Below are 23,841 nucleotides of genomic sequence, written 5' to 3'. Positions count from 1 at the left end.
GCCAAAAACGACACGCGGCCGGGACATGCCCGGCCACGAAAACAGCATACACTGGCGCGGATTTTAGCTGATTTCCCGCAGATGTGCAGCCAGACGCTCGGTATCGAGGTGGTAATGACAGATTTCCGTCTCACCATCCATCAATACCGGCACCAGCTCGTCGAAGCGTTCGGTCAGCTGCGGATCCTCATCCACATCGACAACCTCCAGCCCGAAGCCATACTGCGCGCGCCAGGGCGCGAGTTCAGCCAGCATCTGATGGCACAGGCTGCAGTACTCGCGAAAGTACAGGGTCAGCGTCATTCGCCGCTGCCAAGCGCAATGGCGATGAACATCAGATTGCCCTCGCGCAGCACCTGCAGGGCAATGCTGCCCTTGCCGGACTTGATCGCCGCCTCGAGCTGCTTGACCGAGGACAGTTTCTCGCCGCCGATACCAACGATCACATCACCCGGCACCAGCCCGGCACGGGCGCTGCCGGCGCTGACGGCGCGCACCACCACGGCAAAGCCGACGCCCAGCTGCTGGCGCTGCGCGGCGTTCAGCGGGCTGACCACCAGGCCGATCTGACCCAGATTGCGGTCGCTGCCATTCGGTTTCGCATTGTTGTCGTTGCCGGACTGATCGTCCTGATCCGGCTGGTCCTTCAGCTCTTCGCTGACCACCGTGATTTGCCGGCTCGCCTTGTCACGCCACACCTGCAGATTGAAGCGGCTGCCCGGCTTGGCCATGCCGATCACGCGCTGCAGATCGCCGGTATTGGTGATCGCCTGCTGATTGACCCCGGTGATGATGTCGCCGACACGCAGACCGGCTCGCGCGGCCGGGCTGTCCGGCTCGATACGGGCAATCAGCACGCCATCGGCGCGGGACAGACCAAACGACTGAGCCAGTTCCTTGCTCAGCGGCTGCAGCTGAACACCGATGCGGCCACGCGACACCTTGCCGTTGGCCTTGAGCTGATCCGCCACTTCCAGCGCCACATCAATCGGAATGGCCAGCGAGATGCCCATGAAGCCACCAGAGCGGCTGAGAATCTGCGAGTTGATCCCGACAACCTCGCCCTTCATGTTGAACAGCGGACCGCCGGAGTTGCCCGGGTTCACCGCGGCATCGGTCTGGATGAAGGGAACGTAGTTGTCATCGGGCAGCTGGCGGCCCAGCGCCGAGACAATGCCGGATGTCACGCTGTTGTCGAGACCGAAGGGCGAGCCGATGGCCAGCACCCACTGACCGACCTGCAGGCTGGAAGCCTTGCCCAGCTTGACCACGGGCAGCTTGCTGCCGTCGATTTTCAGCAAGGCCACATCGGTACGGCTGTCGGCACCGATCAGCTTTGCCTTGAACTCGCGCTTGTCGGTCAGGGTCACGGTGATTTTTTCGGCCTTCGACACGACGTGGGCATTGGTCAGCACATAGCCGTCGGCGGAAATGATGAAGCCGGAACCGAGCGAGCCGACCTCGCGCTCACGCATCTGGGGCGGCGCAAAGCGGCGGAAGAATTCGAAGAAGGGATCGTTGGCCAGGGCATCGGGCAGCGCATTGGAGGCCTGGCGTTCAATGCGGCTGGTACTGATATTGACCACCGCCGGCCCTTCAGCCGTCACGATCTGGGTAAAGTCCGGCAGGCTGGCCGCATCGGCAGCCCAGGCGGGCACGCCCAGCATCGAGGTTGCCAGTGCCACAATGGCCATCAAGCTTCTGAGTGTCATGTATTCACCTCGGAATCGAACAGTTACGTCAAACAGGCGGCAGGACCCGCCGAGGGCAGGCCCTGCCGCCAATCCATTCAGGGACGGGAAACGATGCGTACGCCGCGGGCCAGATTCGCCAGCGTGGACTCGGGCATGTCCCCCACCAGGGTCAGCATTTGTTCGCCCTGACTATTGGTGGCCATGTTGATGGCGCCGTGCAGGTTCATGCTCTGCACCTTGCGCATTGAGGCCGGAATGTCTGAGGGCATCGGCTCGACAAACAACGACAGCATCACCAGGCCATCAGAATAAACCATGTGATGAACCGGCTGGGCATTGCTGCCTCCCGGCATGGTTCTTTGTACAGAACGAACCAGCTTGAATCCTGATGGCAACCCGCTGATTTCTGATCGGCCGGCGTTGCCGTCAGCGGCAGACTGCGACTGCACCGGGCCGCGCAGCTGGTTGCTCAGCTTGTATTGCGGCTTGAGCTGGCTCTTGTCGCGCTGAGGCGTAAGATCAATGGCGGTAAAGGTGTATTGCTCGACCACCTCGTTGCTGCGCGGGGTCAGGGTCATCATCTTGAGCGGCAGGGCGGTGGTCTGATCGACACAAATGCGCTCGGTATAACGCTGCTGGTCGCGTGCCCGCACCTCCAGCCAGTTGCAGTCGCGCTGCGCCACGCGGTCGGGACCCAGCTTGCGTAAGGTGTAGGACTGGGAGATGTCAGCGACGTCGTCGGACATCAGCGCCGGAAAGAGCCGCATGGCACTGACCTTGGCGGCCAGCAGCGACTTCTTGTCCGGGGCATAGCAGGTGAGCTGCTCGCCATTGCGCACGATCTCGCGCGGCGGTCCATCCAGCGCCACACGGCGCTCCTGGACGGATGAAGCAGCGCCGAGGCGCACGATGCGGAAAGTTTCCAGCGTATCTTTCATTTGGTGCAGATAGGTGCCACTCATCGACTGCTGACGTCCGGCTTCGGTCACTTTCTGGAACAGTTGCCAGTCATCTTCCGCCAGCGCGAGCATCGGCAAGGCCAGCAGGCACATCCCCAGCGCGATCTTCCTCATCAGTGCGCTGCCCCCTGACTGTAAGACACACGCACCAGCCCCTGATCCGCGGTCAGTTCCTGATGGGCCAGGAAGTAGGCATCGGCATTGCTGCCGGCCACCGGCTGCAGGGCCAGGGGTTTCTGCACCTGGCTGCTGACCATCACGGCCGCATGCTGGGACGAGGAAAGCTGCTGCCAGCCCACCACCGCGGCGAAGCTGACACTGGCGGCCAGTGCAGCCGCCCCGGCCATGCGCGTGCGCGTCGGCCGGTACCAGCGACGCGGGGCCAGCACGGTCGGCTCGGCCTTCAGGCGCTCGCTGACGGCATCTCGCACGTCAAAGGCAACCTGTGCATTGGCACGCATGGCATCGCCGATCAGGTGATAGTCATTCCAGGCCTGCTTCAGGGAGGCATCAGCCTCGATGGCGGTCATCACATGAGCGGCGCTACTGTCGTCCAGCTCGCTATCCATCAGTTCGGAAACTCTCTGTTTCATTTCTACCACCTTTTGTTTTTGGCCGTGTCCAGGAGGGGCCGCAACTCGGTCGCAATCGCCTCGCGCGCACGGAAAATCCGCGAACGCACGGTCCCGATCGGACAGTCCATCACCTTGGCAATTTCTTCGTACGACAAGCCGTCCATTTCGCGCAGCGAAATGGCGGTGCGCAACTCTTCCGGCAGACGCTCTACCGCCTCATTGACGGTGGTGAGGATCTGCTTGTTCATCAACGCCGATTCGGGCGTGTTCAGATCCGGCAGTTGCGAGGCCAGATCAAAGCTTTCACCGTCTTCATCTTCGAAGTCGGCGTGCACAACCGGGCGCCGAGAGCTGGCGCTGAGAAAATTCTTCGCCGTATTGATGCCGATGCGATACAGCCAGGTGTAGAACGCGCTCTCGCCGCGAAAGGCAGACAGAGAACGATACGCCTTGACAAAGGCCTCCTGGGTCACATCTTCGATATCCGCGCTGTCGCGCAGAAATCGTGACAAAAGACGCGCCAGGCGCCGTTGATATTTCGCAACCAGCAGATCAAAGGCTCTCTTCTCCCCTTTTTGAGCACGCGCTACCAGCTGTTGATCGATATCACGATCACTCATTCGTTTTTAATGCTCCCTGAATAGCCCAACCAATTATATTTCTGAATTTGCGTAGCGGGCTTGTAACTAGACCACTACACGCGAAGGGAGTTCCCGAAATTCGAAATCGGAAAAAGCGAACCTTAGCAGAGCTGCCCATAAAGGTGAATGGGCCATGGTCGGCTTCCAATTATACCAAGCACTTGCTAGAATGACATTTAGCTAACCAGCTGTCGGACAAACCGACGATCCGCATCAGCAACCTCCATTCACTCAGCCAGGGAGCCTTCATGAACACACCCGGTCAACGCTTTCGTCAGGCGGTCGAGCAAGAACACCCCCTGCAGGTGGTCGGCGCCGTCAATGCCTACGCGGCCCGCCTGGCCGAGCACAGCGGCTTCAAGGCGCTCTATCTGTCCGGCGGCGGCGTGGCCGCCTGCTCGTGCGGCATCCCCGACCTCGGCATCACCACACTGGAGGATGTCCTGATCGACGTACGGCGCATCACCGATGCCAGCAGCCTGCCCCTGCTGGTGGACATCGATACCGGCTGGGGTGGCGCCTTCAATATTGCCCGGGCGATCCGCAGCCTGGAGAAGGCCGGTGCCGCCGCCGTGCACATCGAAGACCAGGTGCAGCAGAAGCGCTGTGGCCATCGTCCCAACAAGGCCATCGTCAGCCAGGAAGAGATGGTCGACCGCATCAAGGCGGCCGTGGATGCGCGGCAGGACGACAGCTTCGTCATCATGGCCCGCACCGACGCCCTGGCGGTCGAGGGGCTGGATGCCGCGCTGGCACGCGCCCAGGCCTGCGTGGCTGCCGGGGCCGACATGATCTTCCCCGAAGCCATGACCGATCTGTCGATGTACCGCCGCTTTGCCGAGGCCTGCCGTGTGCCGATCCTGGCCAACATCACCGAATTCGGTGCCACCGAGCTCTACGACACCACCCAGCTGCGTGATGCCGGCGTCGGTCTGGTGCTCTACCCCTTGTCGGCCTTCCGGGCCATGAGCCAGGCCGCGCTCGAGGTCTACCAGACGATCCGCCGCGACGGCAGCCAGCGCCAGGTCATCGACAAGATGCAGACCCGCAGCGAGTTGTACCAGCACCTGGGCTATCACGAATACGAACAAAAACTGGATGCACTGTTTGCGCAAAACCAGAACAAATAAGCGCGCTGCCCGCACACACCAAGGAGAAACTGATGCAAGAAACCGTTCTGACAGGAAAGCCGAAGAAATCTGTCGCGCTCTCCGGCGTCGCCGCCGGCAATACCGCGCTGTGCACGGTCGGTCGCAGCGGCAATGATCTGCATTACCGCGGTTACGACATTCTCGACCTGGCAGGCCAGTGCGAGTTTGAAGAGGTGGCCTATCTGCTGGTGCATGGCAGCCTGCCGACCCGCACCGCCCTGAGCGCCTACAAGAACCGGCTCAAGGGACTGCGCGGTCTGCCGGCCAATGTACGCAGCGTACTGGAGCTGCTGCCGGCGGCCACCCATCCGATGGACGTGATGCGCACCGGGGTCTCGGCACTGGGCTGCCTGCTGCCGGAAAAGGACGACCACAACACCGCCGGCGCCCGTGAGATCGCCGACCGCCTGATGGCCAGCCTGGGGTCGATCCTGCTCTACTGGTATCACTTCAGCCACAACGGTCGCCGCATCGAGACGGAAACCGACGATGACAGTATCGGCGGGCACTTCCTGCATCTGCTGCATGGCAAGACGCCGAGCGCCGAGCATGTCCGCGCCATGCACACCTCGCTCAATCTGTATGCCGAGCATGAGTTCAACGCCTCGACCTTCACCGCCCGCGTGATTGCCGGCACCGGCTCGGACATGTATTCGGCCATCACCGGCGCCATCGGTGCGCTGCGCGGCCCGAAGCACGGCGGGGCCAACGAGGTGGCCTACGAGATCCAGAGCCGCTACGCCAGCGCCGAGGAGGCCGAGGCCGACATCCTGCGCCGCATCGCCAACAAGGAAGTCATCATCGGTTTCGGTCATCCGGTCTACACCGAATCGGATCCGCGCAACCAGGTGATCAAGCGCGTGGCGCAGGATCTGTCGCAACAAAGCGGCAACCACCTGCTGTTCGACATTGCCGCCCGCATCGAGCAAGTCATGTGGGATGCCAAGCACATGTTCCCCAATCTCGACTGGTTCTCCGCCGTCAGCTACCACCAGATGGGCGTGCCGACCGCCATGTTCACGCCGCTGTTTGTCATCTCGCGCACCAGCGGCTGGAGTGCCCACGTCATCGAACAGCGCCAGGACGGCAAGATCATCCGCCCGTCCGCCAACTACACCGGGCCGGAAGAACAGACCTTCATTCCGCTCAAGGATCGTTAACCGAGGAAACCTCATGTCCGCACATATTTCGAACATCCGCCCCGAACACGATACGGTGCTCAAAGACATCGCCCGCTACGTGGCCCATGGCCACATCGATTCGGCAGAAGCCTGGAACACCGCGCGCCTGTGCCTGATGGACACCCTCGGCTGCGGCCTGGAGGCATTGTCCTACCCGGCCTGCACCAAGCTGATGGGGCCGATCGTCCCCGGCACCGTGGTCCCGAACGGTGCCCGCGTTCCCGGCACCTCTTTCCAGCTCGACCCGGTACAGGCCGCCTTCAATATCGGCGCCATGATCCGCTGGCTGGATTTCAACGACACCTGGCTGGCGGCCGAATGGGGCCACCCTTCCGACAACCTGGGCGGCATTCTGGCCACGGCCGACTGGATCAGCCGTGAACGCGTAGCACGCGGTGATACCCCGCTGACCATGCGCGATGTGCTCGAAGCCATGATCAAGGCACACGAAATCCAGGGTTGCCTGGCGCTGGAGAACTCATTCAACAAGGTCGGACTGGATCACGTGGTGCTGGTCAAAGTGGCATCGGCCGCTGTCTGCGCCAAACTGATGGGCGCCACGGAGAACGAAATCGCCGATGCCGTCTCGCAGGCATTCGTCGACGGCCAAAGCCTGCGCACCTATCGCCACGCGCCGAATACCGGTTCGCGCAAATCCTGGGCCGCCGGCGACGCCACCAGCCGCGCCGTGCGTCTGGCGCTGTTCACCCTCAAGGGCGAAATGGGCATCCCGGGCGTGCTGAGCGCACCGACCTGGGGCTTCTACGACGTCCTGTTCAAGGGCAAGCCCTTCGCCTTCCAGCGCCCCTATGGCAGCTACGTGATGGAAAAGGTGCTGTTCAAGATTTCCTTCCCGGCCGAGTTCCACAGCCAGACCGCCGTCGAGTGCGCCATGACCCTGCACAGGCAGTTGCAGGAGATGGGCAAGCAGGCCGAAGACATCCGCAAGATCACCATCCGCACCCATGAAGCCTGCATCCGCATCATCGACAAGCAGGGCCCGCTGGCCAACCCGGCCGACCGTGATCACTGCATCCAGTACATGGTGGCCGTGCCCCTGCTGTTTGGCCGCCTGACCGCCGCCGATTATGAAGACAGCGTGGCCGGCGATGCGCGCATCGATGCGCTGCGCGCCAAGATCGTCTGCGTGGAAGATGCCCAGTTCACCCGTGACTACCATGACCCGGACAAGCGCAGCATCGCCAACGCGCTGACCGTAGAGCTCAATGACGGCACCGTCCTGCCCGAGGTGGTTTGCGAATATCCGATCGGCCACCAGCGTCGCCGCCAGGATGGCATCCCGCTGCTGGAAGCCAAGTTCCGCACCAACCTGGCTCGCCGCTTCCCCGAGAAGCAGCAGAAGGCCATCTTCGAGCTGTGCAACGACCAGGCGCGTCTGCTGGCCACGCCGGTCAATCGTTTCAGCGATCTCTGGGTGATCTGACCCTCCGTGCGGCGGGCCGGCTGGCCCGCCGTTTTTCTTTCAGCCTTGTCCCATATCACGGTCAGTCTTCGCTCTGCCCCCGGTTCAGCCTGGGAAATATCAGTTAAAAGACGCGCTCCTTTCCACCGCATCATGTCAGGAGTGCCCATGCTTCGTTCCCTGCCCTTGCTGTTGTCTGTTTCTTTACCGGCGGCTGCCCTGCCCCCTGCCCCCTGCCCGCAACCGGCCGAGACCATCGTGCACGATAGCGGCGCACGACTGCGCTATTGCGTGGACGGCGGGCTGGCCCTTTACGGCGATCTGGTGCTGGGCCCTGCCGATCACATCCGGCAACAGGGCATCCCTACCCTGCAAGTCAGCCCCTGGCAGCAGCACCAGGAGACTCAGCAGCGCGCGCGCCCCAGACGCCAGATCCCCCTGGGGCCGGGCAGCACCACCTGGCCGCTCAATGTGGTGGTCTATCAGTTCGGCCAGGTCACGCCAGGAGCCCGACGCGCCATGCTGGCGGCGATGCAGGACATCGAGCGCAAAACCCATGTCCGCTTCCGCGAACGCCAGAGCGAGCGTGACTATGTGCAGATCGTCAGCGCCCCCTACAACGGCAGGATCTGCGGCACCTCCTACCTCGGACGCATCGGTGGTGCCCAGCGCCTGCAGATCGCTGATCGCTGCGAAACCACCACCACGGCCTCGCACGAACTGCAGCATGCACTGGGCTTCGAAGATCGCCAGATTCGCGACGCCCCGGCCCTGAGTGAGCGCGACATCCTGCAGATCAACCATCTCTACCCGCCGGTCAACCTGAGCGCCCAGGCCGATCCGATCCTGCGACTGAGCGCCCTGCATCTCACCATCGATCAGCATGGCGTGGGTCATGTACGCGGCTATCTGCGTCCGGGGGCCCGGCTGCTGCGCTGGCAATGGCAGGACGCCAGCGGCCGGGCATTGACACTCAAGACTTTGCAGCAGCCGTCCGGTCATCGTCACGACTTCACCATCCTGCCGCAAGATTTTCATGGCAAGGCAATACTGACGCTCTGGGTGCAAAGTGCAGAAGGCCTGACTCAACAGGTGCAGATGACGCTGCAGGTTCAACCGGCGCAGCCGCCCGGCCTGCACCGGGCCGAGGCCATGTCCCCGGCACACGACCCCGGCCCGGGCCGTCAACTGGTGCTGCGCCACAGCCATAACCTGTGCCTGACGGCGCAGACAAGCCGGCGCCCGCTGGCGCTGACACGTTGTGAAGGTGATGCGCCGAATCAGCGCTGGGTGCTGCATCAGGATGGCCGACTGGAAAATGCCGCCCGGCACCAGCACTGCCTGGTCGGCACGCCGGCAGCCAGCGGCGGCATGCTGCTGCTGCGCCACTGCCAGGCCACCAACCCAAGACACCGCTGGTATTGGCAGGACGCCGTACTGAGCAGCCAGGCCGCCCCTGACGATCGCCTGACGGCCGAGGCCGGCGGCACGCTGCAACTCTACCCGCCCCGAATGGATGAGGGCATCAGCCAGCACTGGGACTGGCGTTAGCGCAGGATTCGGGCGCACGGCCGGGCCGGCTTCGTGCTACACTGTGCGCCCAGTGAAATACCGGCTAAACCATTGTGAATAAAACAGCTTTTTCCTCCCTCCCCCTTTCCGCGGCCATGCTCGACAATCTGGCCAGCCTCGGCTACCAGACCATGACCCCGATCCAGGCCGAAAGCCTGCCCGGGACGCTGGATAACCGCGACCTGATCGCCCAGGCCAAGACCGGCAGCGGCAAGACGGCCGCATTCGGCATTCCGCTGATGGAAAAACTCAATCCACGCTGGTTTGCCATTCAGGGGCTGGTGCTGTGTCCGACCCGCGAACTGGCCGAGCAGGTGGCCAAGGAGCTGCGCCGTCTGGCCCGCCACATCGACAACATCAAGGTGCTGACCCTGTGCGGCGGCAGCCCGATGGGGCCGCAGATCGGCTCGCTCGAGCATGGCGCGCACATCATCGTCGGCACGCCGGGGCGTCTGCGTGACCACCTGGGCCGCGGCACCATCGACCTGTCCACCGTACACACCCTGGTGCTGGACGAGGCCGACCGCATGGTCGACATGGGCTTCTTCGACGATATCGCCGGCATCATCAGTGCCTGCCCGAAAAAGCGTCAGACCCTGCTGTTCTCCGCCACCTACCCGGACAATATCCGCAAGCTGTCGGCCCCCTTCCTGCGCATGCCGCTGGAGGTCAAGGTCGAATCCCTGCACCAGACCGACAAAATTGAGCAGCGCTTCTACAAAGTGACGGCGGAAAACCGCAACGACATGGTGGCGCAGGCGCTGCTGCACTTCCGCCCGACCTCGACCCTGGCTTTCTGCAACACCAAGATTCATTGCCGCGAGCTGGCCGACCAACTGAGCGCCAAGGGTTTCTCGGCACTGGCACTGTACGGTGAGCTGGAACAGCGCGAACGCGATGAAATCCTGCTGCGCTTCGTCAACCGCAGCGCTTCGGTACTGGTCGCCACCGACGTGGCGGCACGCGGTCTGGACATTCCCTCGCTGGACATGGTCATCAATGTCGACGTGGCCCGGGACGCCGAAGTGCACATCCACCGCATCGGCCGCACCGGTCGCGGAGACGAGAAAGGCATGGCGCTGTCGCTGGCGGCACCGGCCGATCAACGCTGGGTGGAAGAAATCGCCCGCTATCAGCAGGCGCCGATCAGCTGGCACGACTGTGCCGAACTGGTCACGCAGGGTGCCGGTCGGCTGGTGGCGCCGATGGTGACGGTCTGCATTGCGGCGGGCAAGAAAGAAAAGATTCGGCCGGGCGACATTCTCGGTGCGCTGACCGGAGATGGCGGACTGGACGGCGCCGACATCGGCAAAATCCAGATCGGCGAATTCGCCAGCTTTGTCGCCCTGCGACGAGACGTGGCGGAAAAACACTTCAACCGCCTCAGCCAGTGCAAGATCAAGGGCAAAACCAGCAAGATGCGCCTGCTGTAATGCGTTATGCTGATGAGCTACCGAGTGGAGGCTCATCATGTCCGTGACTTTCGATACTGATCCGACCCGTCTCGATCGCGAGCGGGTCTTTGCTTATCTCAGCCAGCAATCCTACTGGGCACGTGGCTTGCCGCGCGCCGTCTTCGAACGGTCGCTGCAGGGCTCGCTGTGTATCGGCGGCTATGACGAACAGGGCGAACAAGTCGCTTTTGCCCGCGTCATCACTGACTACGCCACCTTCGGCTACCTGTCGGACGTCTTTGTGATCGAAGCACGGCGCGGCCAGGGCATCAGCAAGGCGCTGATGCAGTTCATTCTGGCGCACCCCGAGCTGCAGAATCTGCGCCGCTTCATGCTGGCCACGGCCGACGCACACGGACTGTATGCCGGCTTCGGCTTTACCCCGCTGTCCAAACCGGAACGCCTGATGGAACGGCTGGATCAGCAGGTCTATCAGCGACTGGCCGGCTCCGCGGGTTAAGTCCGTCTAGCTGGCCTCGCGCTGCAAGCGGCGCAGAAAGACGGTCATTTCTTTCTGCGCCTGCACATCCCCATGCGCAACGGCCACCGCAATACCCTGCTGATAAGCATCGACCGCAGCAGCAGGCTGACCGGCGGCAACCAGCACCTTGCCCAACAGCTTCCAGGCGGCGGTGTAATCCGGCTGCCAGACCAGCGCCTGACGCAAATGGGTTTCGGCTTCGCCCAGCTGGCCGAGCTTCAGACACTCCCCTCCGATGGCAAAACGCAGCAGTGCGTTGTCTCGCGGGCCATCGACCATTTTCAGCAGTGCGTCCAGTTGCGGCATGTTTCAACCTCCATTTGACCGATCGGGCACCAGCACCGTGCGGTTGCCATTGCTCTCCATGGCGCTCACCAGCCCCGCCGCTTCCATTTCTTCAATCAGTCTGGCCGCCCGGTTGTAGCCGATACGCAGGTGTCGCTGCACCGAGGAAATCGAAGCCTTGCGGGTACGCAGCACGATCTCCACCGCCTCGTCATAAAGCGGATCGCTCTCGGCCGCGGCCTGGCGGTCGCCGCCGGCGGCATTGCTCTCTTCCAGCTCTGCCTCGCCGGTCAGCAAACCCTCGACATAATCCGGCTCGCCGAATGACTTGAGCGTTTCCACCACCGCATGCACTTCATCATCGGTGACAAAGGCACCGTGGATACGCTGCGGATAGCCACTGCCCGGCGGCAGGAACAGCATGTCGCCCTGTCCCAGCAGCGCCTCGGCGCCCATCTGGTCCAGGATGGTACGACTGTCGACCTTGCTGGAGACCTGAAAGGCAATCCGTGTCGGAATGTTGGCTTTAATCAGACCGGTAATCACATCCACCGAAGGCCGCTGGGTGGCCAGAATCAGGTGAATGCCGGCCGCGCGCGCCTTCTGCGCCAGACGCGCGATCAGTTCCTCGATTTTCTTGCCGGCCACCATCATCAGGTCAGCAAACTCATCCACCACCACCACGATGCAGGGCAGGGTTTCCAGCGGCTCCGGTGTCTCCGGGGTCAGCGAGAACGGATTCTTCAGCGTCTCGCCGGCCGCTCGGGCCGCCTGCACCTTGTCGTTGTAACCCGCCAGATTGCGCACACCGAGGGCACTCATCAGGCGATAGCGCTTTTCCATCTCGCCGACACACCAGTTGAGGGCATTGGCGGCCAGCTTCATGTCGGTGACCACCGGCGCCAGCAGATGCGGAATGTCGTTATACACCGACAACTCGAGCATCTTCGGGTCGATCATGATGAAACGTACGTCTTGCGGCGTGAATTTGTAGAGCAGGGACAGAATCATGGCATTGACCCCGACCGACTTGCCCGAGCCGGTGGTGCCGGCAACCAGCAAATGGGGCGCCTTGGCCAGATCCATCACCACCGGCTCGCCGGTAATGTCCTTGCCCAGGGCCAGCGTCAGACGGGTCGAGCTGTCGCTGAACGCCTCGGAAGCCAGGATTTCGGACAGGCGGATCATCTGGCGCACCGGATTGGGCAGCTCCAGCCCCATGCAGGTCTTGCCCGGGATGGTTTCCACGACGCGAATCGAGGCCAGCCCCAGTGCCCGCGCCAGATCCTTGACCAGATTGACCACTTGGCTGCCGCGCACGCCGACCGCCGGTTCCACCTCAAAGCGGGTAATCACCGGGCCGGCATAGGCATCCACCACGCTGACCTTGACCTTGAACTCGGCCAGTTTTTCTTCAATGACAATGCCCCGCTCGATCAATACGTCCTGATCCTGCACCGCAGCCGGATTGGTTTCGGCCGGCTTGAGCAGATCCAGCCCCGGCAGGCATTCGGCACTCCAGTCACGCTGCGGCAACTGACTGACCACGTCGGCACTGCGCGACACTGGCACCGACACCGGTGCGGTCATCACGGCCGGCTCGTCTTGCGGCCAGGGAGCCGGCGCGACAGGCGCTTCGCGCTCGGGTACCGGCTGATCTTCAATCCAGGTCCAGACCAGGCCGGATGAGGTGGTCTGCGCCGGTGCGGCAGCCGGCTGCGGCGCCGGAGACACGGTTGGCGCAGCCGCGGACGGCGGAGCAACCCGATCTTCGGCCACGGCAGGCGGCGCTGGCGGCAACTCGGCGGGCGCCGGCGGGACGACGGCTTGCGGCGTTGGCACGACGACCGGACGCGATGCCGACAGGGGCTGTGGCTGCACTTGCGGCAAGACCGGACGAGCGGCGGCAGGGGGCATTCTCGGTACGGCGGGCTCACCGGCCAGCAAGGTCGGACGCACCTCCAGCGGGGCAGGCGGCGGAGACGCCGACACGACCGGATCGATGATGTCGGGAGTCGGCTGCGGCCGGGAGGGGGGGGCCGGCACGAAGCGTGCCGGGCTCTGGCCAGGCTGTGTCTGGCGCAGCAGCGGCGAGGCGGGTTCGGCCGCCGGGACGGGCGCGGTATCGGAAGCCGGGGGCGCCGCACGCCGCCCCGCCTGCGACGGCGCCATCGGGGCGGGCGCCGGCTGTCGTGCCCGCAGACGCTCGCCATGGATCTGTCGCAGGCTGGCTCGCACTTCATCCGCATCGATCAGCGGCAAGTCTTCAGGCGCGGACGGGGATTCGGTACGACGACGCTGACGCCCGCCCAGCGACTGCAGATTTTGCTCTACTTCCTGGGCACCGATCACCGGCAAGGGGGAATCGTTTCTGGCTTCTTCCGGCAGGGCACGGAAGCGGCCCAGCACATTCTGGCGGATCGTCTGCGGGTCCAGCAGCGGCAATGGCGCCTCGGCCACGGGTTCGGGCAGATCACGCGACAGCCGTGCCGCCGCCTGCCGGCGCAACACGCTGCGATCGATGACCGGCATGGCTTCTGGTGCCGTGCCGGGTGACTCGGCCGGCATCGCGGAGGCGAACGGCGTTGGCGGTGCCGGATCGGCTTGAGCCTGAACCGGGGCGGCGGGCATGCCGATCTCGGGCTCGCCCAACAGGGGATCCGCCTCGAAGAACGCCGGCGACGCGGTATCGGGCCGCCTGTGGTTCAGCGCCGGTTCGGGGTCCAGCCACCAGGAAGACAGGCGGCGCAGGGACGACAGCAGGCGACCGGTCAACGCCGCCCACAACAAGACACCCAAGATCAGCAAGATGAAAAACCAGGACACGCAGATACCCACCAAGCAATGAACACGCAAAACGGCCTCTCCAGGCCGGGGGCAAATTGTAACGCGTTTTACCGGCGCCCGGCGCATCCCTTCTTGCCCCGTACGCAGACAGTCACGCTTTGAAATCGGTTTCACAGCCCCTCTCCCGCTGATGCCGGGCTGTCAGACAGGCGAACGTCGATACGAGGAAACGCAGCGGATGTGCGCCAGATCATTCGGTAACGCGGTTTGGCCGACTGCAGACAGGCCGCCCTGCCCTTATAGTCGCTTCACCTTGCCAACCGGCACCGCACAACCCTCTGATCAGGAGAACACCATGTCCGACAACGCATTTCATAACACCCCGGCGGTCGAGCACGCATTACGCATTTACAACCAACTCAATAGCGAAACCCCCACACCAGAACCCGATGCGCAGCAAACAGCATCCGCCATTCCGCCATCTGCCGCGAGCCAAGATATGGAAGGCAGTCCGGCAGACGATCATCTCTGCGGCGGCCCCGGGGCAGACCGGCTTGATGGTGCGGACGGTGACGACCAGCTGTGTGGCGCGGCTGGCAATGACCAACTCAGGGGCGGCCCGGGCGATGACCGGCTAAGGGGCGGCGCTGGGCGGGACCTGCTCTATGGCGGGCCGGGTAACGATGTCCTTGAGGGAGAGCAGGGCTTCGACTACCTCTCCGGCGGCGATGGCGACGATGTTCTGCTGGGCGGCGCGGGTCATGACATTCTCGATGGCGGCCGCGGCAATGACCTGCTCAGCGGCGGAGAGGGACGCGACACCTTCCGCTGGCAATGGGATGAATTGGGCGGCATCGATCATCTCCGCGACTTTACCCCCGGCGAAGACTGCCTGGGCATTGATCCGGATCCGGAAGGCACGCCGTTGCGCCTTGTGCTGCAGCACGACAGCGAAGGCAGTCAGCTGCAACTGCTCAACCTGCAAGGTGAGCGTTTGCAGACGATCGTCTTCGACCACCTCGATCTGAGTCAGGCCGGCAACCTGAGCGATCAGGCCATCCTGGCGCACCTCCTCGAGCAGGAAGATCTCCCTCCCTACGCCTGACCCCCCTCCTCCCCGGCGCCACCGCATGGCTGGCGCCCTGGCTGCACGCCAGCTGACAGACAAACTCCCGCCAGACGATCAGCCTGTTCCGAAACCCGGCAAAGCCAATTTACAAGCCAATTTTAAACACTATATTGGCGCTCTTGTAATCGATTACACAAAACCGGACCAGCCGGAAAGTTTTCTGCGCCGACGGGCGCTTCCGGCCAGGCGGGCTTATTCATCAACAGGAGCAACACCATGACAACAAGCAAAGAGCCTGAGCGCAATCTCCTCTCGGGCAGCAAAGGCGACGACACGCTGATCGGTGACGACAGCGACAACATCCTTCAGGGCGGGCGCGGCGATGACTGGCTACAGGGGCGCGGCGGGCACGACATCCTGCAGGCCGGAGAAGGCAACGACAGCCTCTGGGGCGGTGACGGTGATGACCAGCTGTTCGGCAGCAGCGGCGATGACCTGCTGTATGGCGAGCAGGGCTGTGATGTACTTCGCGGCGGCAAGGGAGGCGACACGCTGTCTGGCGGCGAAGGCGATGACCGGCTCTACGGCGGCGAGGATCAGGACATGCTCTACGGCGGAGACGGTGCGGACCAGCTGTTCGGCGGCACAGGCAGTGATCTGATGGTTGGCGGTCGGGGTCATGACCGCCTCACCGGCGGCGAGGGCAATGACCTTTTTTACTGGGACTGGAAGGACCTGGGGGGCACGGACACCCTGGCCGGTTTCCAGCTGCAGCAGGACAAGCTGCTGTTCGGCTTTCGTCTGCAGGATGCGGCAGAGGACGCACCGGAAAGTCATTTGCTGCTGCAACACGATACCCGACAAAGCCAGCTGCTGGTCACCGACAGCCAGGGCACGGTGATGCAAACCATCCTGTTTGATGGTGTGGACCTCTCGGCCGGCGGCACCCGCAGCGATGGCGAGATCCTGCAGCAGTTGCTCTATCAGGGTCAGTTCTGACCCATGACACAGCGGCTGCCGCACAGGCAGCCCCAGCCAAACCCCGCATCAGAAACGGAAAGAATGAGGACAAACATGAACCTTTTCATCAGCCAGCAAGACCAGCAAGCCCGCGCCAAGGCGCTTTATGAAAAACTGCACGGCCGGCGCCATGAAGGCATCGTGATCGTGGGACAGGACAGCCACCTCAGCGGCGTGCAGGATGGCGACCTGCTCATCACCCATGGCAGCAGCAGCGACGATCTGATCGTGGCGTCGAATGCCCAGATGAACGAAGTCCATGGCAAGGAAGGCGCCGACACCATCATCGCGGTCGAGGGCGTGAACCTGCTTTATGGCGAAAGCGGAGACGACACCCTGCTCGGCCACACCGAGGATGATCAACTGATGGGCGGTGATGGCCGCGACAGGCTTCTCGGCATGGCCGGTGACGACACCTTGCTCGGGGGCCAGGGGGATGACGAGCTCGACGGCGGCAGTGGCAGGGATACGCTCTACGGCGGGGCCGGGCGCGATGTCCTCAAGGGCGGGGACGATCACGACACCCTGTATGGCGGCAGTGGCAATGACCAGCTGGCCGGCGGAGAAGGCAACGACGAGCTGCATGGCAATCAGGGTCAGGACACCCTCAGCGGCGGGCTGGGACACGACACGCTGTATGGCGGCAGCGGCAATGATGTGCTGCGCGGTCAGGAGGGCCATGACAATTTGTACGGCGGCAGTGGCAACGACCTGTTGTCGGGTGATAGTGGCGATGACCGGCTGTTTGGTGGCAACGGCAACGACCGTCTCAATGGCAGCACGGGCAATGATCGTCTCTCCGGCGAAGAGGGGGACGACATTCTCAAGGGCGGAGAGGGTCGCGATGTACTGAGCGGCGGCAGCGGCAACGATGCCCTGACCGGTGGTGAAGGGGCGGATGCCTTTGTCTGGCAACGCAGCGATCTGGGGGGGACCGATATCATTCGTGACTTCACCCCGGGGGAAGATCAGCTGGATCTGACCGACATCCTGCTGCGCGGCGATCATCCGCATCACTCGCTGAAGTTCGAGCACCAGGCACAAGGCTCTCGGCTGCAGATCCTCAACAGCGATGGCGACACCCTGCAAACGATCGTCTTCAAGGGCGTCGACCTGTCCGAGGGGGGCCGTCTCAGCACCGAGCAGATTCTGGACCGCGTGCTGACCGACTCGGCGCGCGCCAGCATCAGTGCCTCGCAAGTGATCGGCAGTGACCAGGACGACCGACTGTATGCCCGTGAACTCGATTTGCCGGTGTATGGCCTGGAAGGCGACGACAAACTGGTCGCCCATCCGCTGGGCAGCACCTTGTTCGGCGACGCGGGCAATGACTGGCTGGAGGGCGCCGGCGGGGATGACTGGCTCGAAGGGGGCGCCGGCAGGGATACCCTGTCCGGCGGCAATGGCGATGACATGCTGCGCGGCGGCAGCGGTCGCGACCTCCTGCTGGGTGAGGCCGGGGGGGACACTTTTGTCTGGCAGAGAGAAGATCTGGATGGCATGGATGAGGTCGGAGACTTCGACCTCGGCGAAGACCGTCTGCAGTTCGTCGGACTCGGCGGCGCCAATGGCGAGCGCGCCCTGCACCTGGCATTGCAGGTCGAGCAAAACGGCCTGGCCATTCTCGACGTACGCGACGAGCAGGATCAGATCGTGCACCAGATCCGCTTCACCCATCGCGACTTCTTCCAGGATGGCAGCATGAGCCATAGCGAGATTCTGCAGCGCATGCTGGGTGAAGAACCCCCTCTGCCCCTGCTGCCCTGACGCCCAGGCACTGCCAGCACGGCGCAAGCCGGCTGACAGTGTCTCACGCCCTTTTTCCCGCTGTGCGGCAGATAAAACTGCACATGGGGGTAAAAAGGGCGTAACCGTCTTTGCCCCTCTGGCCGGACCACCCGCCGCCGATTAGTCTCCCTGCCGCGCCGATCGATTCGTCGGCCACTTTGATCAACGTAGCAAGGAGAACCTCATGCATTTGAACAATCCTCATGACCACCAGCCCGCCACGTCACGGCCCGGCTCACCGGACATCACCCTGATCGGTACCGACGATGATGACGTCCTGACGGCCGGCAGGCAGGCCGTCAACATGCAAGGCCTGGATGGCGATGACTTGCTGCGCGGCAGCCCGCACGATGATCTGCAACTGGGCGGACGGGGCGATGATTTCCTGCAGGGACTGGGTGGTAACGACACCCAGTTGGGCGGCGAAGGCGACGACATTCTGCATGGTGATGCCGGCCACGACCGTCAGGAAGGCGGCTCGGGGGATGATCTGCTGTTCGGGCATCAGGGCAATGATGTGCTCGACGGGGGCGCGGGTGACGACGTACTGGATGGCGGCCCGGGGGAAGATCTGCTGCGTGGCGGCCCGGGCGATGATCATCTGGCCGGCGGCGGCGGCCGCGACATTCTGCTCTGGCATGCGCAGGATATGTGTGGCGATGACCAGATCTCCGGCTTCGAACCCGGGGAGGACCAGATCTGGCTGCCCCTGCCCTTCCAGCCCGGGGAAGCGCAGTATGCGCAGGTAAAGCTGGAAAGTCGTGAGGATCAATCTGTCTTGCGCATCCAGAATAACGAACGCCACTGCCAGATCAACATCCGCTTTGAGGACGTCGACTTGAGCGATGGCGGCAGTCTCTCCGAACAACAGGCACTGAGCCGTCTGCTGATGGAAGGCCCGCAGGCGTTCTGATCGGACGAATCAGACCGACAGACGTCTGATCATAAAAAAAGCCCGGGGCGCGCAGCACCCCGGGCTTTTTTCGGCTTCAATCCGTTCAGACCTTGACCGAGCCGGCTTCTTCCGTGTAATCGGCAATCTGGTCGAAGTTCATGTACTTGTACACTTCCGCCGACTTCTGATTGATGATGCCGATATTGGCCTGATACTCCTCTACCGTCGGAATCTTGCCCAGCTTGGAGCAGATGGCGGCCAGTTCGGCCGAGCCGAGGAACACATTGGTGTTCTTGCCCAGACGGTTAGGGAAGTTACGCGTCGACGTGGACATCACCGTCGCGCCTTCGCGCACCTGTGCCTGGTTACCCATGCACAGCGAGCAACCCGGCATTTCCATGCGGGCACCGGCACGACCCAGAATGCCGTAGTAACCTTCTTCGGTCAGTTGCTTGGCATCCATCTTGGTCGGCGGCGCTACCCACAGCTTGACCGGAATATCGCTCTTGCCATCCAGCAACTGGCCGGCGGCGCGGAAGTGCCCGATATTGGTCATGCAGGAACCGATGAAGACTTCGTCGATCTTGGTGCCGGCCACTTCGCTCATGAACTTCACGTCATCCGGATCGTTCGGGCAGGCCACGATCGGTTCCTTGATATCGGCCAGATCAATCTCGATCACGGCGGCGTACTCGGCATCCTTATCGGCCTGCAGCAGCTTGCCGTTGGCGATCCAGTCTTCCATCGAACGGATGCGACGGGCCAGGGTACGGGCATCTTCGTAGCCATTGGCGATCATCGACTTCATCAGCGTGATGTTGGAGCGCATGTATTCGACGATCGGCGCCTTGTCCAGATGCACGGTACAACCGGCGGCCGAGCGCTCGGCCGAGGCATCGGTCAGTTCAAAGGCTTGCTCGACCTTCAGATCCGGCAAACCTTCGATTTCCAGGATGCGACCGGAGAAAATGTTCTTCTTGCCGGCCTTGGCCACCGTCAGCAGCCCTTGCTTGATGGCGTACAGCGGAATGGCGTTGACCAGGTCACGCAGGGTCACGCCCGGCTGCAGCTTGCCCTTGAAGCGCACCAGTACCGATTCCGGCATGTCCAGCGGCATCACGCCGGTGGCGGCGGCAAAGGCCACCAGACCGGAACCGGCCGGGAAGGAAATCCCGATCGGGAAGCGGGTGTGCGAGTCACCGCCGGTACCGACGGTATCCGGCAGCAGCAGGCGGTTGAGCCAGCTGTGGATCACGCCATCGCCCGGACGCAGCGATACGCCGCCACGGCTGGAGATGAAGGTCGGCAGTTCCTTGTGCATCTTGACGTCAACCGGCTTCGGATAGGCAGCGGTATGACAGAAGGACTGCATGACCAGATCGGCCGAGAAGCCCAGGCAGGCCAGGTCCTTCAGCTCGTCACGGGTCATCGGGCCGGTGGTGTCCTGCGAGCCGACTGTGGTCATCTTCGGTTCACAGTAGGTACCCGGACGAACGCCCTGGCCCTCGGCCAGACCACAGGCGCGACCCACCATTTTTTGCGCCAGGGTGAAACCCTTGCCGCTATCTACCGGCGACTTGGGCAGGCGGAATACGGTCGAGGCCGCCAGACCGAGCGCTTCGCGTGCCTTGCTGGTCAGACCACGACCGATGATCAGGTTGATGCGGCCACCGGCACGCACTTCGTCCAGGATCACTTCGCTCTTGAGCTTGAACTCGGCCACCACGCCGCCGTTCTTCTCGATCTTGCCGGCGTAGGGGTAGATGTCGATTACATCGCCCATTTCCAGCTGCGACACATCGACTTCGATCGGCAGCGAGCCGGAATCTTCCTGGGTGTTGAAGAAAATCGGCGCAATCTTGCCACCCAGCGTCACACCGCCAAAACGCTTGTTCGGGACAAACGGGATGTCCTGGCCGGTCGCCCACACCACCGAGTTGGTGGCGGACTTGCGCGAGGAACCGGTACCGACCACGTCACCGACGTAGGCCACCAGGTGCCCCTTTTTCTTCAGGTCGTCGATGAACTGGATCGGACCACGCTTGCCGTCTTCCTCCGGCACAAAAGCCGCACCCGGACGGGTATTCTTCAGCATGGCCAGGTAGTGCAGCGGGATGTCCGGACGGCTCCAGGCGTCCGGCGCCGGCGACAGGTCGTCGGTATTGGTTTCGCCCGGCACCTTGAACACGGTGACGGTGATCTTTTGCGCCACTTCCGGACGCGAGGTGAACCACTCGGCATCGGCCCAGGACTGCATCACCGCGCGGGCCACGGCATTGCCCTTGTCCATCTTTTCCTTGACGTCGTGGAAGGCGTCAAACATCAGCAGGGTCTTCTTCAGCGCCTCACCGGCCACGGCGGCCACTTCGGCGTCGTCCAGCAGGTCGATCAGCGGCTTGATGTTGTAGCCGCCCAGCATGGTGCCCAGCAGTTCGGTGGCGCGCACGCGGGTCAGCAGCGGACTCTTGACCGTGCCTTCGGCCACGGCGGCCAGGAAAGAGGCCTTGACCTTGGCGGCATCATCCACGCCCGGCGGGACGCGATAGGTAATCAGGTCAACCAGCGTGTCTTCCTCGCCCTTGGGCGGGTTTTTCAGCAGCTCGACCAGTTCTTCAACCTGCTTCGCCGACAGCGGCAGGGGCGGAATGCCCAGCGCTGCGCGCTCGGCGACATGCTGACGATAGGCTTCTAACATGACATGGACCTTCTTTGCTGTGGTTGGCCGGCCGCGCTCGCGTTCCGGCGGGTGGGCAATGGCTTACATAAACCGGGCTGAATTCGCCTCTTTGTTTATGCCTTTGTAGTGAGCTGAAGATTACGCCTTTCAGGGCCAGCATTCAAACGAGTATTCGCCACAAGCACTGTGAGCTAAAATCACAGCATGAACCATTTCCCTCCCCTCAACTCACTCCGGGTTTTCGAGGCTGCCGCTAGGCTGGAAAGCTTTTCCGCCGCCGCCAGCGAATTGTTCGTCACGCATGGCGCTGTGAGCAAACAGATTAAGCAGCTGGAAGACTGGCTGGGCATGGCCCTCTTCGAACGGCGGGGTGGCCGGGTACGCCTGACCGATGCCGGCTGGCGCTATCTGGTGCAGGTGCAGGACGGCCTCGACCTGATCGCCAATGCCACGGCGCAACTGCAACAGCCTGACCGGCAGCGGCGTCTGGCCGTCAATGCCACCCCGACCTTTGCCAGCTACTGGCTGCTGCCGCGCCTGGCCAGCTTTCGTGAGCAGTATCCGGATCTGGTGCTGCACCTCGCCACCTCTGACCGTGACATCAGCCGGCTGGATGCCCCGTTTGACATCGCCATCCGCCGCGGGCCGGGCGACTGGCCCGGCCACATTGCGCGCCCTTTCCTCAAGGAGTGGGAATTGCCGCTGGCCAGTCCGGCCTTGCTGGACCGGCAGCCGATCAGCCAGCCGGGCGACCTGATTGCCCACACCCTGCTGCATGCCGACGCGCGACCAACCGCCTGGCCACGCTGGCTGACGCTGGCCGGCGTGGCCGAGCTGAAACCGGCGGCGGAGATGCATTTCGACCGCTTCTCACTGGCCCTGCAGGCGGCTTGTGACGGCCTGGGGGTCGTGCTGGGCCCATTGCCGATGGCCCAGCAGCTCATCGATCAGGGACTGCTGCGCGCCCCGCTGCAGAGCCCGGTCGTACCGGTGCGGGATTTCTGCTGGATTGTCCCTCGCGCCGGCAGCGACGACCCGACGGTCACCGCCTTCTGTCGCTGGCTGGAAGAAACCGCCGCATGACCGGGGACGCTGGCATACGATATAATCATGGACGCGCGGCATCCGGTTTGACCGCGCCCTAACCGCAAGGAATGCCATGAGCCGCATTACTCTTTCCCGCTTTCTGATCGAACAGCAACGCAAGGCCGGCACGCTGCCGCCGGATCTGCGCCTGCTGATTGAAACCATTGCGCGCGCCTGCAAGGCCATCAGTTTCTCCGTCAACAAGGGGGCGCTGGCCGGGGTGCTGGGCGAAGCCGGCACCGGCAACATCCAGGGCGAAGCCCAAAAGAAGATGGACGTGATTGCCAACGACTACCTGCTGGATGCCAACGAGTGGGGCGGCAATCTGGCGGCAATGGCCTCGGAAGAAATGGAACTGCCCTACCACATCCCGGGCGAATACCCCAAGGGTGACTACCTGCTGCTGTTCGATCCGCTGGATGGCTCGTCCAACATCGACGTCAACATTACCGTCGGCACCATTTTCTCCATCCTGCACAACCCGAACGGCAACCTGACCCCGAGCGAAAGCCACTTCCTGCAAAAGGGCGGCGCCCAGGTCGCCGCCGGCTATACCATCTACGGTCCGCAAACCATGCTGGTGCTGACCTTCGGCAGCGGCGTACATGGTTTTACCCTGGACCGTGAACAAGGCAGCTTCGTGCTGACCCATCCGGACATGCGCGTTCCCGAGCGCACCAGTGAGTTCGCCATCAACATGTCGAACCAGCGCCACTGGGAAGCCCCGGTCAAGCGCTATGTCGACGAACTGCTGGCCGGCAAAACCGGCCCGCGTGGCCGTGATTTCAACATGCGCTGGGTGGCCTCGATGGTGGCCGAGGTGCATCGTATCCTGACCCGCGGCGGCATCTTCATGTATCCGCGCGACGCCCGCGAGCCGGAAAAACCCGGCAAACTGCGGCTGATGTATGAAGGCAACCCGATGGCCTTCATCATCGAGCAGGCCGGCGGGCTGGCCACCAATGGCCATCAGCGCATCATGGACATCCAGCCGACATCGCTGCATGAACGGGTGGCGGTCTTCCTCGGCTCGCGTGAAGAAGTCAAAATGGTGACCGGTTACCATCAGGGCTAAACCGGCCACCGACAGCCAATGAGCCGCA

Annotated in this window: 21 protein-coding genes; 13 read left to right on the top strand and 8 right to left on the bottom strand. The window is 63.1% G+C overall.

Annotated features, from left to right (window positions below; all coding sequences use genetic code 11):
* Positions 1 to 63: 63 nt before the first annotated feature.
* The 5 genes from JNO51_RS06295 to rpoE all read right to left on the bottom strand — a co-directional run bounded on the left by JNO51_RS06295 (position 64) and on the right by rpoE (position 3,848).
* Positions 64 to 303 (bottom strand): glutaredoxin family protein, encoded by a 240-nt coding sequence (locus JNO51_RS06295; protein WP_215782163.1) that lies wholly within the window; start codon positions 301 to 303, stop codon positions 64 to 66.
* Positions 300 to 1,712 (bottom strand): DegQ family serine endoprotease, encoded by a 1,413-nt coding sequence (locus tag JNO51_RS06290; protein ID WP_215782162.1) that lies wholly within the window; start codon positions 1,710 to 1,712, stop codon positions 300 to 302. Before JNO51_RS06290 ends, JNO51_RS06295 begins: the two co-directional genes overlap by 4 nt.
* A 77-nt stretch (positions 1,713 to 1,789) precedes the next feature.
* Positions 1,790 to 2,767, bottom strand: coding sequence for a MucB/RseB C-terminal domain-containing protein (locus JNO51_RS06285; RefSeq protein WP_215782161.1), 978 nt, complete (start codon positions 2,765 to 2,767; stop codon positions 1,790 to 1,792).
* Positions 2,767 to 3,246 (bottom strand): sigma-E factor negative regulatory protein, encoded by a 480-nt coding sequence (locus JNO51_RS06280; RefSeq protein WP_215782160.1) that lies wholly within the window; start codon positions 3,244 to 3,246, stop codon positions 2,767 to 2,769. Before JNO51_RS06280 ends, JNO51_RS06285 begins: the two co-directional genes overlap by 1 nt.
* A 2-nt stretch (positions 3,247 to 3,248) precedes the next feature.
* Positions 3,249 to 3,848: an RNA polymerase sigma factor RpoE gene (gene rpoE / locus JNO51_RS06275; RefSeq protein ID WP_215782159.1), complete on the bottom strand. Its 600-nt coding sequence runs from the start codon at positions 3,846 to 3,848 to the stop codon at positions 3,249 to 3,251.
* Positions 3,849 to 4,117: 269 nt separating this feature from the next.
* Here rpoE and prpB point away from each other — a divergent pair, with 269 nt between their 5' ends.
* From prpB to JNO51_RS06245, 6 genes are all read left to right on the top strand, one after another.
* Positions 4,118 to 4,999 (top strand): methylisocitrate lyase, encoded by an 882-nt coding sequence (prpB, locus tag JNO51_RS06270; protein ID WP_215782158.1) that lies wholly within the window; start codon positions 4,118 to 4,120, stop codon positions 4,997 to 4,999.
* 32 nt (positions 5,000 to 5,031) lie between these two features.
* Positions 5,032 to 6,180, top strand: coding sequence for a 2-methylcitrate synthase (gene prpC, locus JNO51_RS06265; RefSeq protein ID WP_215782157.1), 1,149 nt, complete (start codon positions 5,032 to 5,034; stop codon positions 6,178 to 6,180).
* Between the two features lie 13 nt (positions 6,181 to 6,193).
* Positions 6,194 to 7,645, top strand: a complete 1,452-nt coding sequence (locus JNO51_RS06260; RefSeq protein WP_215782156.1) for a bifunctional 2-methylcitrate dehydratase/aconitate hydratase — start codon at positions 6,194 to 6,196, stop codon at positions 7,643 to 7,645.
* A gap of 147 nt (positions 7,646 to 7,792) precedes the next feature.
* Positions 7,793 to 9,175: a M12 family metallopeptidase gene (locus JNO51_RS06255; RefSeq protein WP_215782155.1), complete on the top strand. Its 1,383-nt coding sequence runs from the start codon at positions 7,793 to 7,795 to the stop codon at positions 9,173 to 9,175.
* Between the two features lie 74 nt (positions 9,176 to 9,249).
* Entirely contained in the window at positions 9,250 to 10,629 is a 1,380-nt protein-coding gene (dbpA, locus tag JNO51_RS06250) for an ATP-dependent RNA helicase DbpA (protein ID WP_215782154.1), read from the top strand.
* Between the two features lie 37 nt (positions 10,630 to 10,666).
* On the top strand, positions 10,667 to 11,110 hold the full coding sequence (locus tag JNO51_RS06245) for a GNAT family N-acetyltransferase (protein ID WP_215782153.1): 444 nt from the start codon (positions 10,667 to 10,669) through the stop codon (positions 11,108 to 11,110).
* Positions 11,111 to 11,116: 6 nt separating this feature from the next.
* On the opposite strand, the gene JNO51_RS06240 is transcribed toward JNO51_RS06245, so the two are convergent.
* Together JNO51_RS06240 and JNO51_RS06235 are read right to left on the bottom strand one after the other, a co-directional pair.
* A complete protein-coding gene (locus JNO51_RS06240; protein WP_215782152.1) occupies positions 11,117 to 11,437 on the bottom strand; it encodes a tetratricopeptide repeat protein in 321 nt (106 codons plus the stop codon).
* 3 nt (positions 11,438 to 11,440) lie between these two features.
* Positions 11,441 to 14,242, bottom strand: a complete 2,802-nt coding sequence (locus JNO51_RS06235; RefSeq protein ID WP_252346203.1) for a DNA translocase FtsK — start codon at positions 14,240 to 14,242, stop codon at positions 11,441 to 11,443.
* Positions 14,243 to 14,558: 316 nt separating this feature from the next.
* Here JNO51_RS06235 and JNO51_RS06230 point away from each other — a divergent pair, with 316 nt between their 5' ends.
* The 5 genes from JNO51_RS06230 (at position 14,559) to JNO51_RS06210 (ending at position 18,993) form a co-directional block, all read left to right on the top strand.
* Positions 14,559 to 15,308: a calcium-binding protein gene (locus JNO51_RS06230; RefSeq protein WP_215782151.1), complete on the top strand. Its 750-nt coding sequence runs from the start codon at positions 14,559 to 14,561 to the stop codon at positions 15,306 to 15,308.
* 25 nt (positions 15,309 to 15,333) lie between these two features.
* Entirely contained in the window at positions 15,334 to 15,552 is a 219-nt protein-coding gene (locus JNO51_RS06225; protein WP_215782150.1) for a hypothetical protein, read from the top strand.
* Complete coding sequence (locus JNO51_RS06220; protein WP_215782149.1) at positions 15,549 to 16,271, top strand: calcium-binding protein; 723 nt, start codon at positions 15,549 to 15,551, stop codon at positions 16,269 to 16,271. Before JNO51_RS06225 ends, JNO51_RS06220 begins: the two co-directional genes overlap by 4 nt.
* A 75-nt stretch (positions 16,272 to 16,346) precedes the next feature.
* Positions 16,347 to 18,059, top strand: a complete 1,713-nt coding sequence (locus JNO51_RS06215) for a calcium-binding protein (RefSeq protein WP_215782148.1) — start codon at positions 16,347 to 16,349, stop codon at positions 18,057 to 18,059.
* Positions 18,060 to 18,264: 205 nt separating this feature from the next.
* Complete coding sequence (locus tag JNO51_RS06210) at positions 18,265 to 18,993, top strand: calcium-binding protein (protein ID WP_215782147.1); 729 nt, start codon at positions 18,265 to 18,267, stop codon at positions 18,991 to 18,993.
* 85 nt (positions 18,994 to 19,078) lie between these two features.
* Here the strand turns inward: JNO51_RS06210 and acnB are convergent, their stop codons facing one another.
* Positions 19,079 to 21,670, bottom strand: a complete 2,592-nt coding sequence (acnB, locus tag JNO51_RS06205; protein WP_215782146.1) for a bifunctional aconitate hydratase 2/2-methylisocitrate dehydratase — start codon at positions 21,668 to 21,670, stop codon at positions 19,079 to 19,081.
* A 186-nt stretch (positions 21,671 to 21,856) separates the two neighbouring features.
* Here acnB and gcvA point away from each other — a divergent pair, with 186 nt between their 5' ends.
* Both gcvA and JNO51_RS06195 read left to right on the top strand, forming a co-directional pair.
* On the top strand, positions 21,857 to 22,735 hold the full coding sequence (gcvA, locus tag JNO51_RS06200) for a transcriptional regulator GcvA (RefSeq protein WP_215782145.1): 879 nt from the start codon (positions 21,857 to 21,859) through the stop codon (positions 22,733 to 22,735).
* Positions 22,736 to 22,811: 76 nt separating this feature from the next.
* Positions 22,812 to 23,813 (top strand): class 1 fructose-bisphosphatase, encoded by a 1,002-nt coding sequence (locus JNO51_RS06195; RefSeq protein ID WP_215782144.1) that lies wholly within the window; start codon positions 22,812 to 22,814, stop codon positions 23,811 to 23,813.
* Positions 23,814 to 23,841: the final 28 nt, after the last annotated feature.

The sequence above is a fragment of the Paludibacterium sp. B53371 genome (genome assembly GCF_018802765.1).
Classification (GTDB): domain Bacteria; phylum Pseudomonadota; class Gammaproteobacteria; order Burkholderiales; family Chromobacteriaceae; genus Paludibacterium.
The sequence above is the reverse complement of the archived record's forward strand: the minus strand, read 5'-3'. Positions and strand labels throughout refer to the sequence as shown.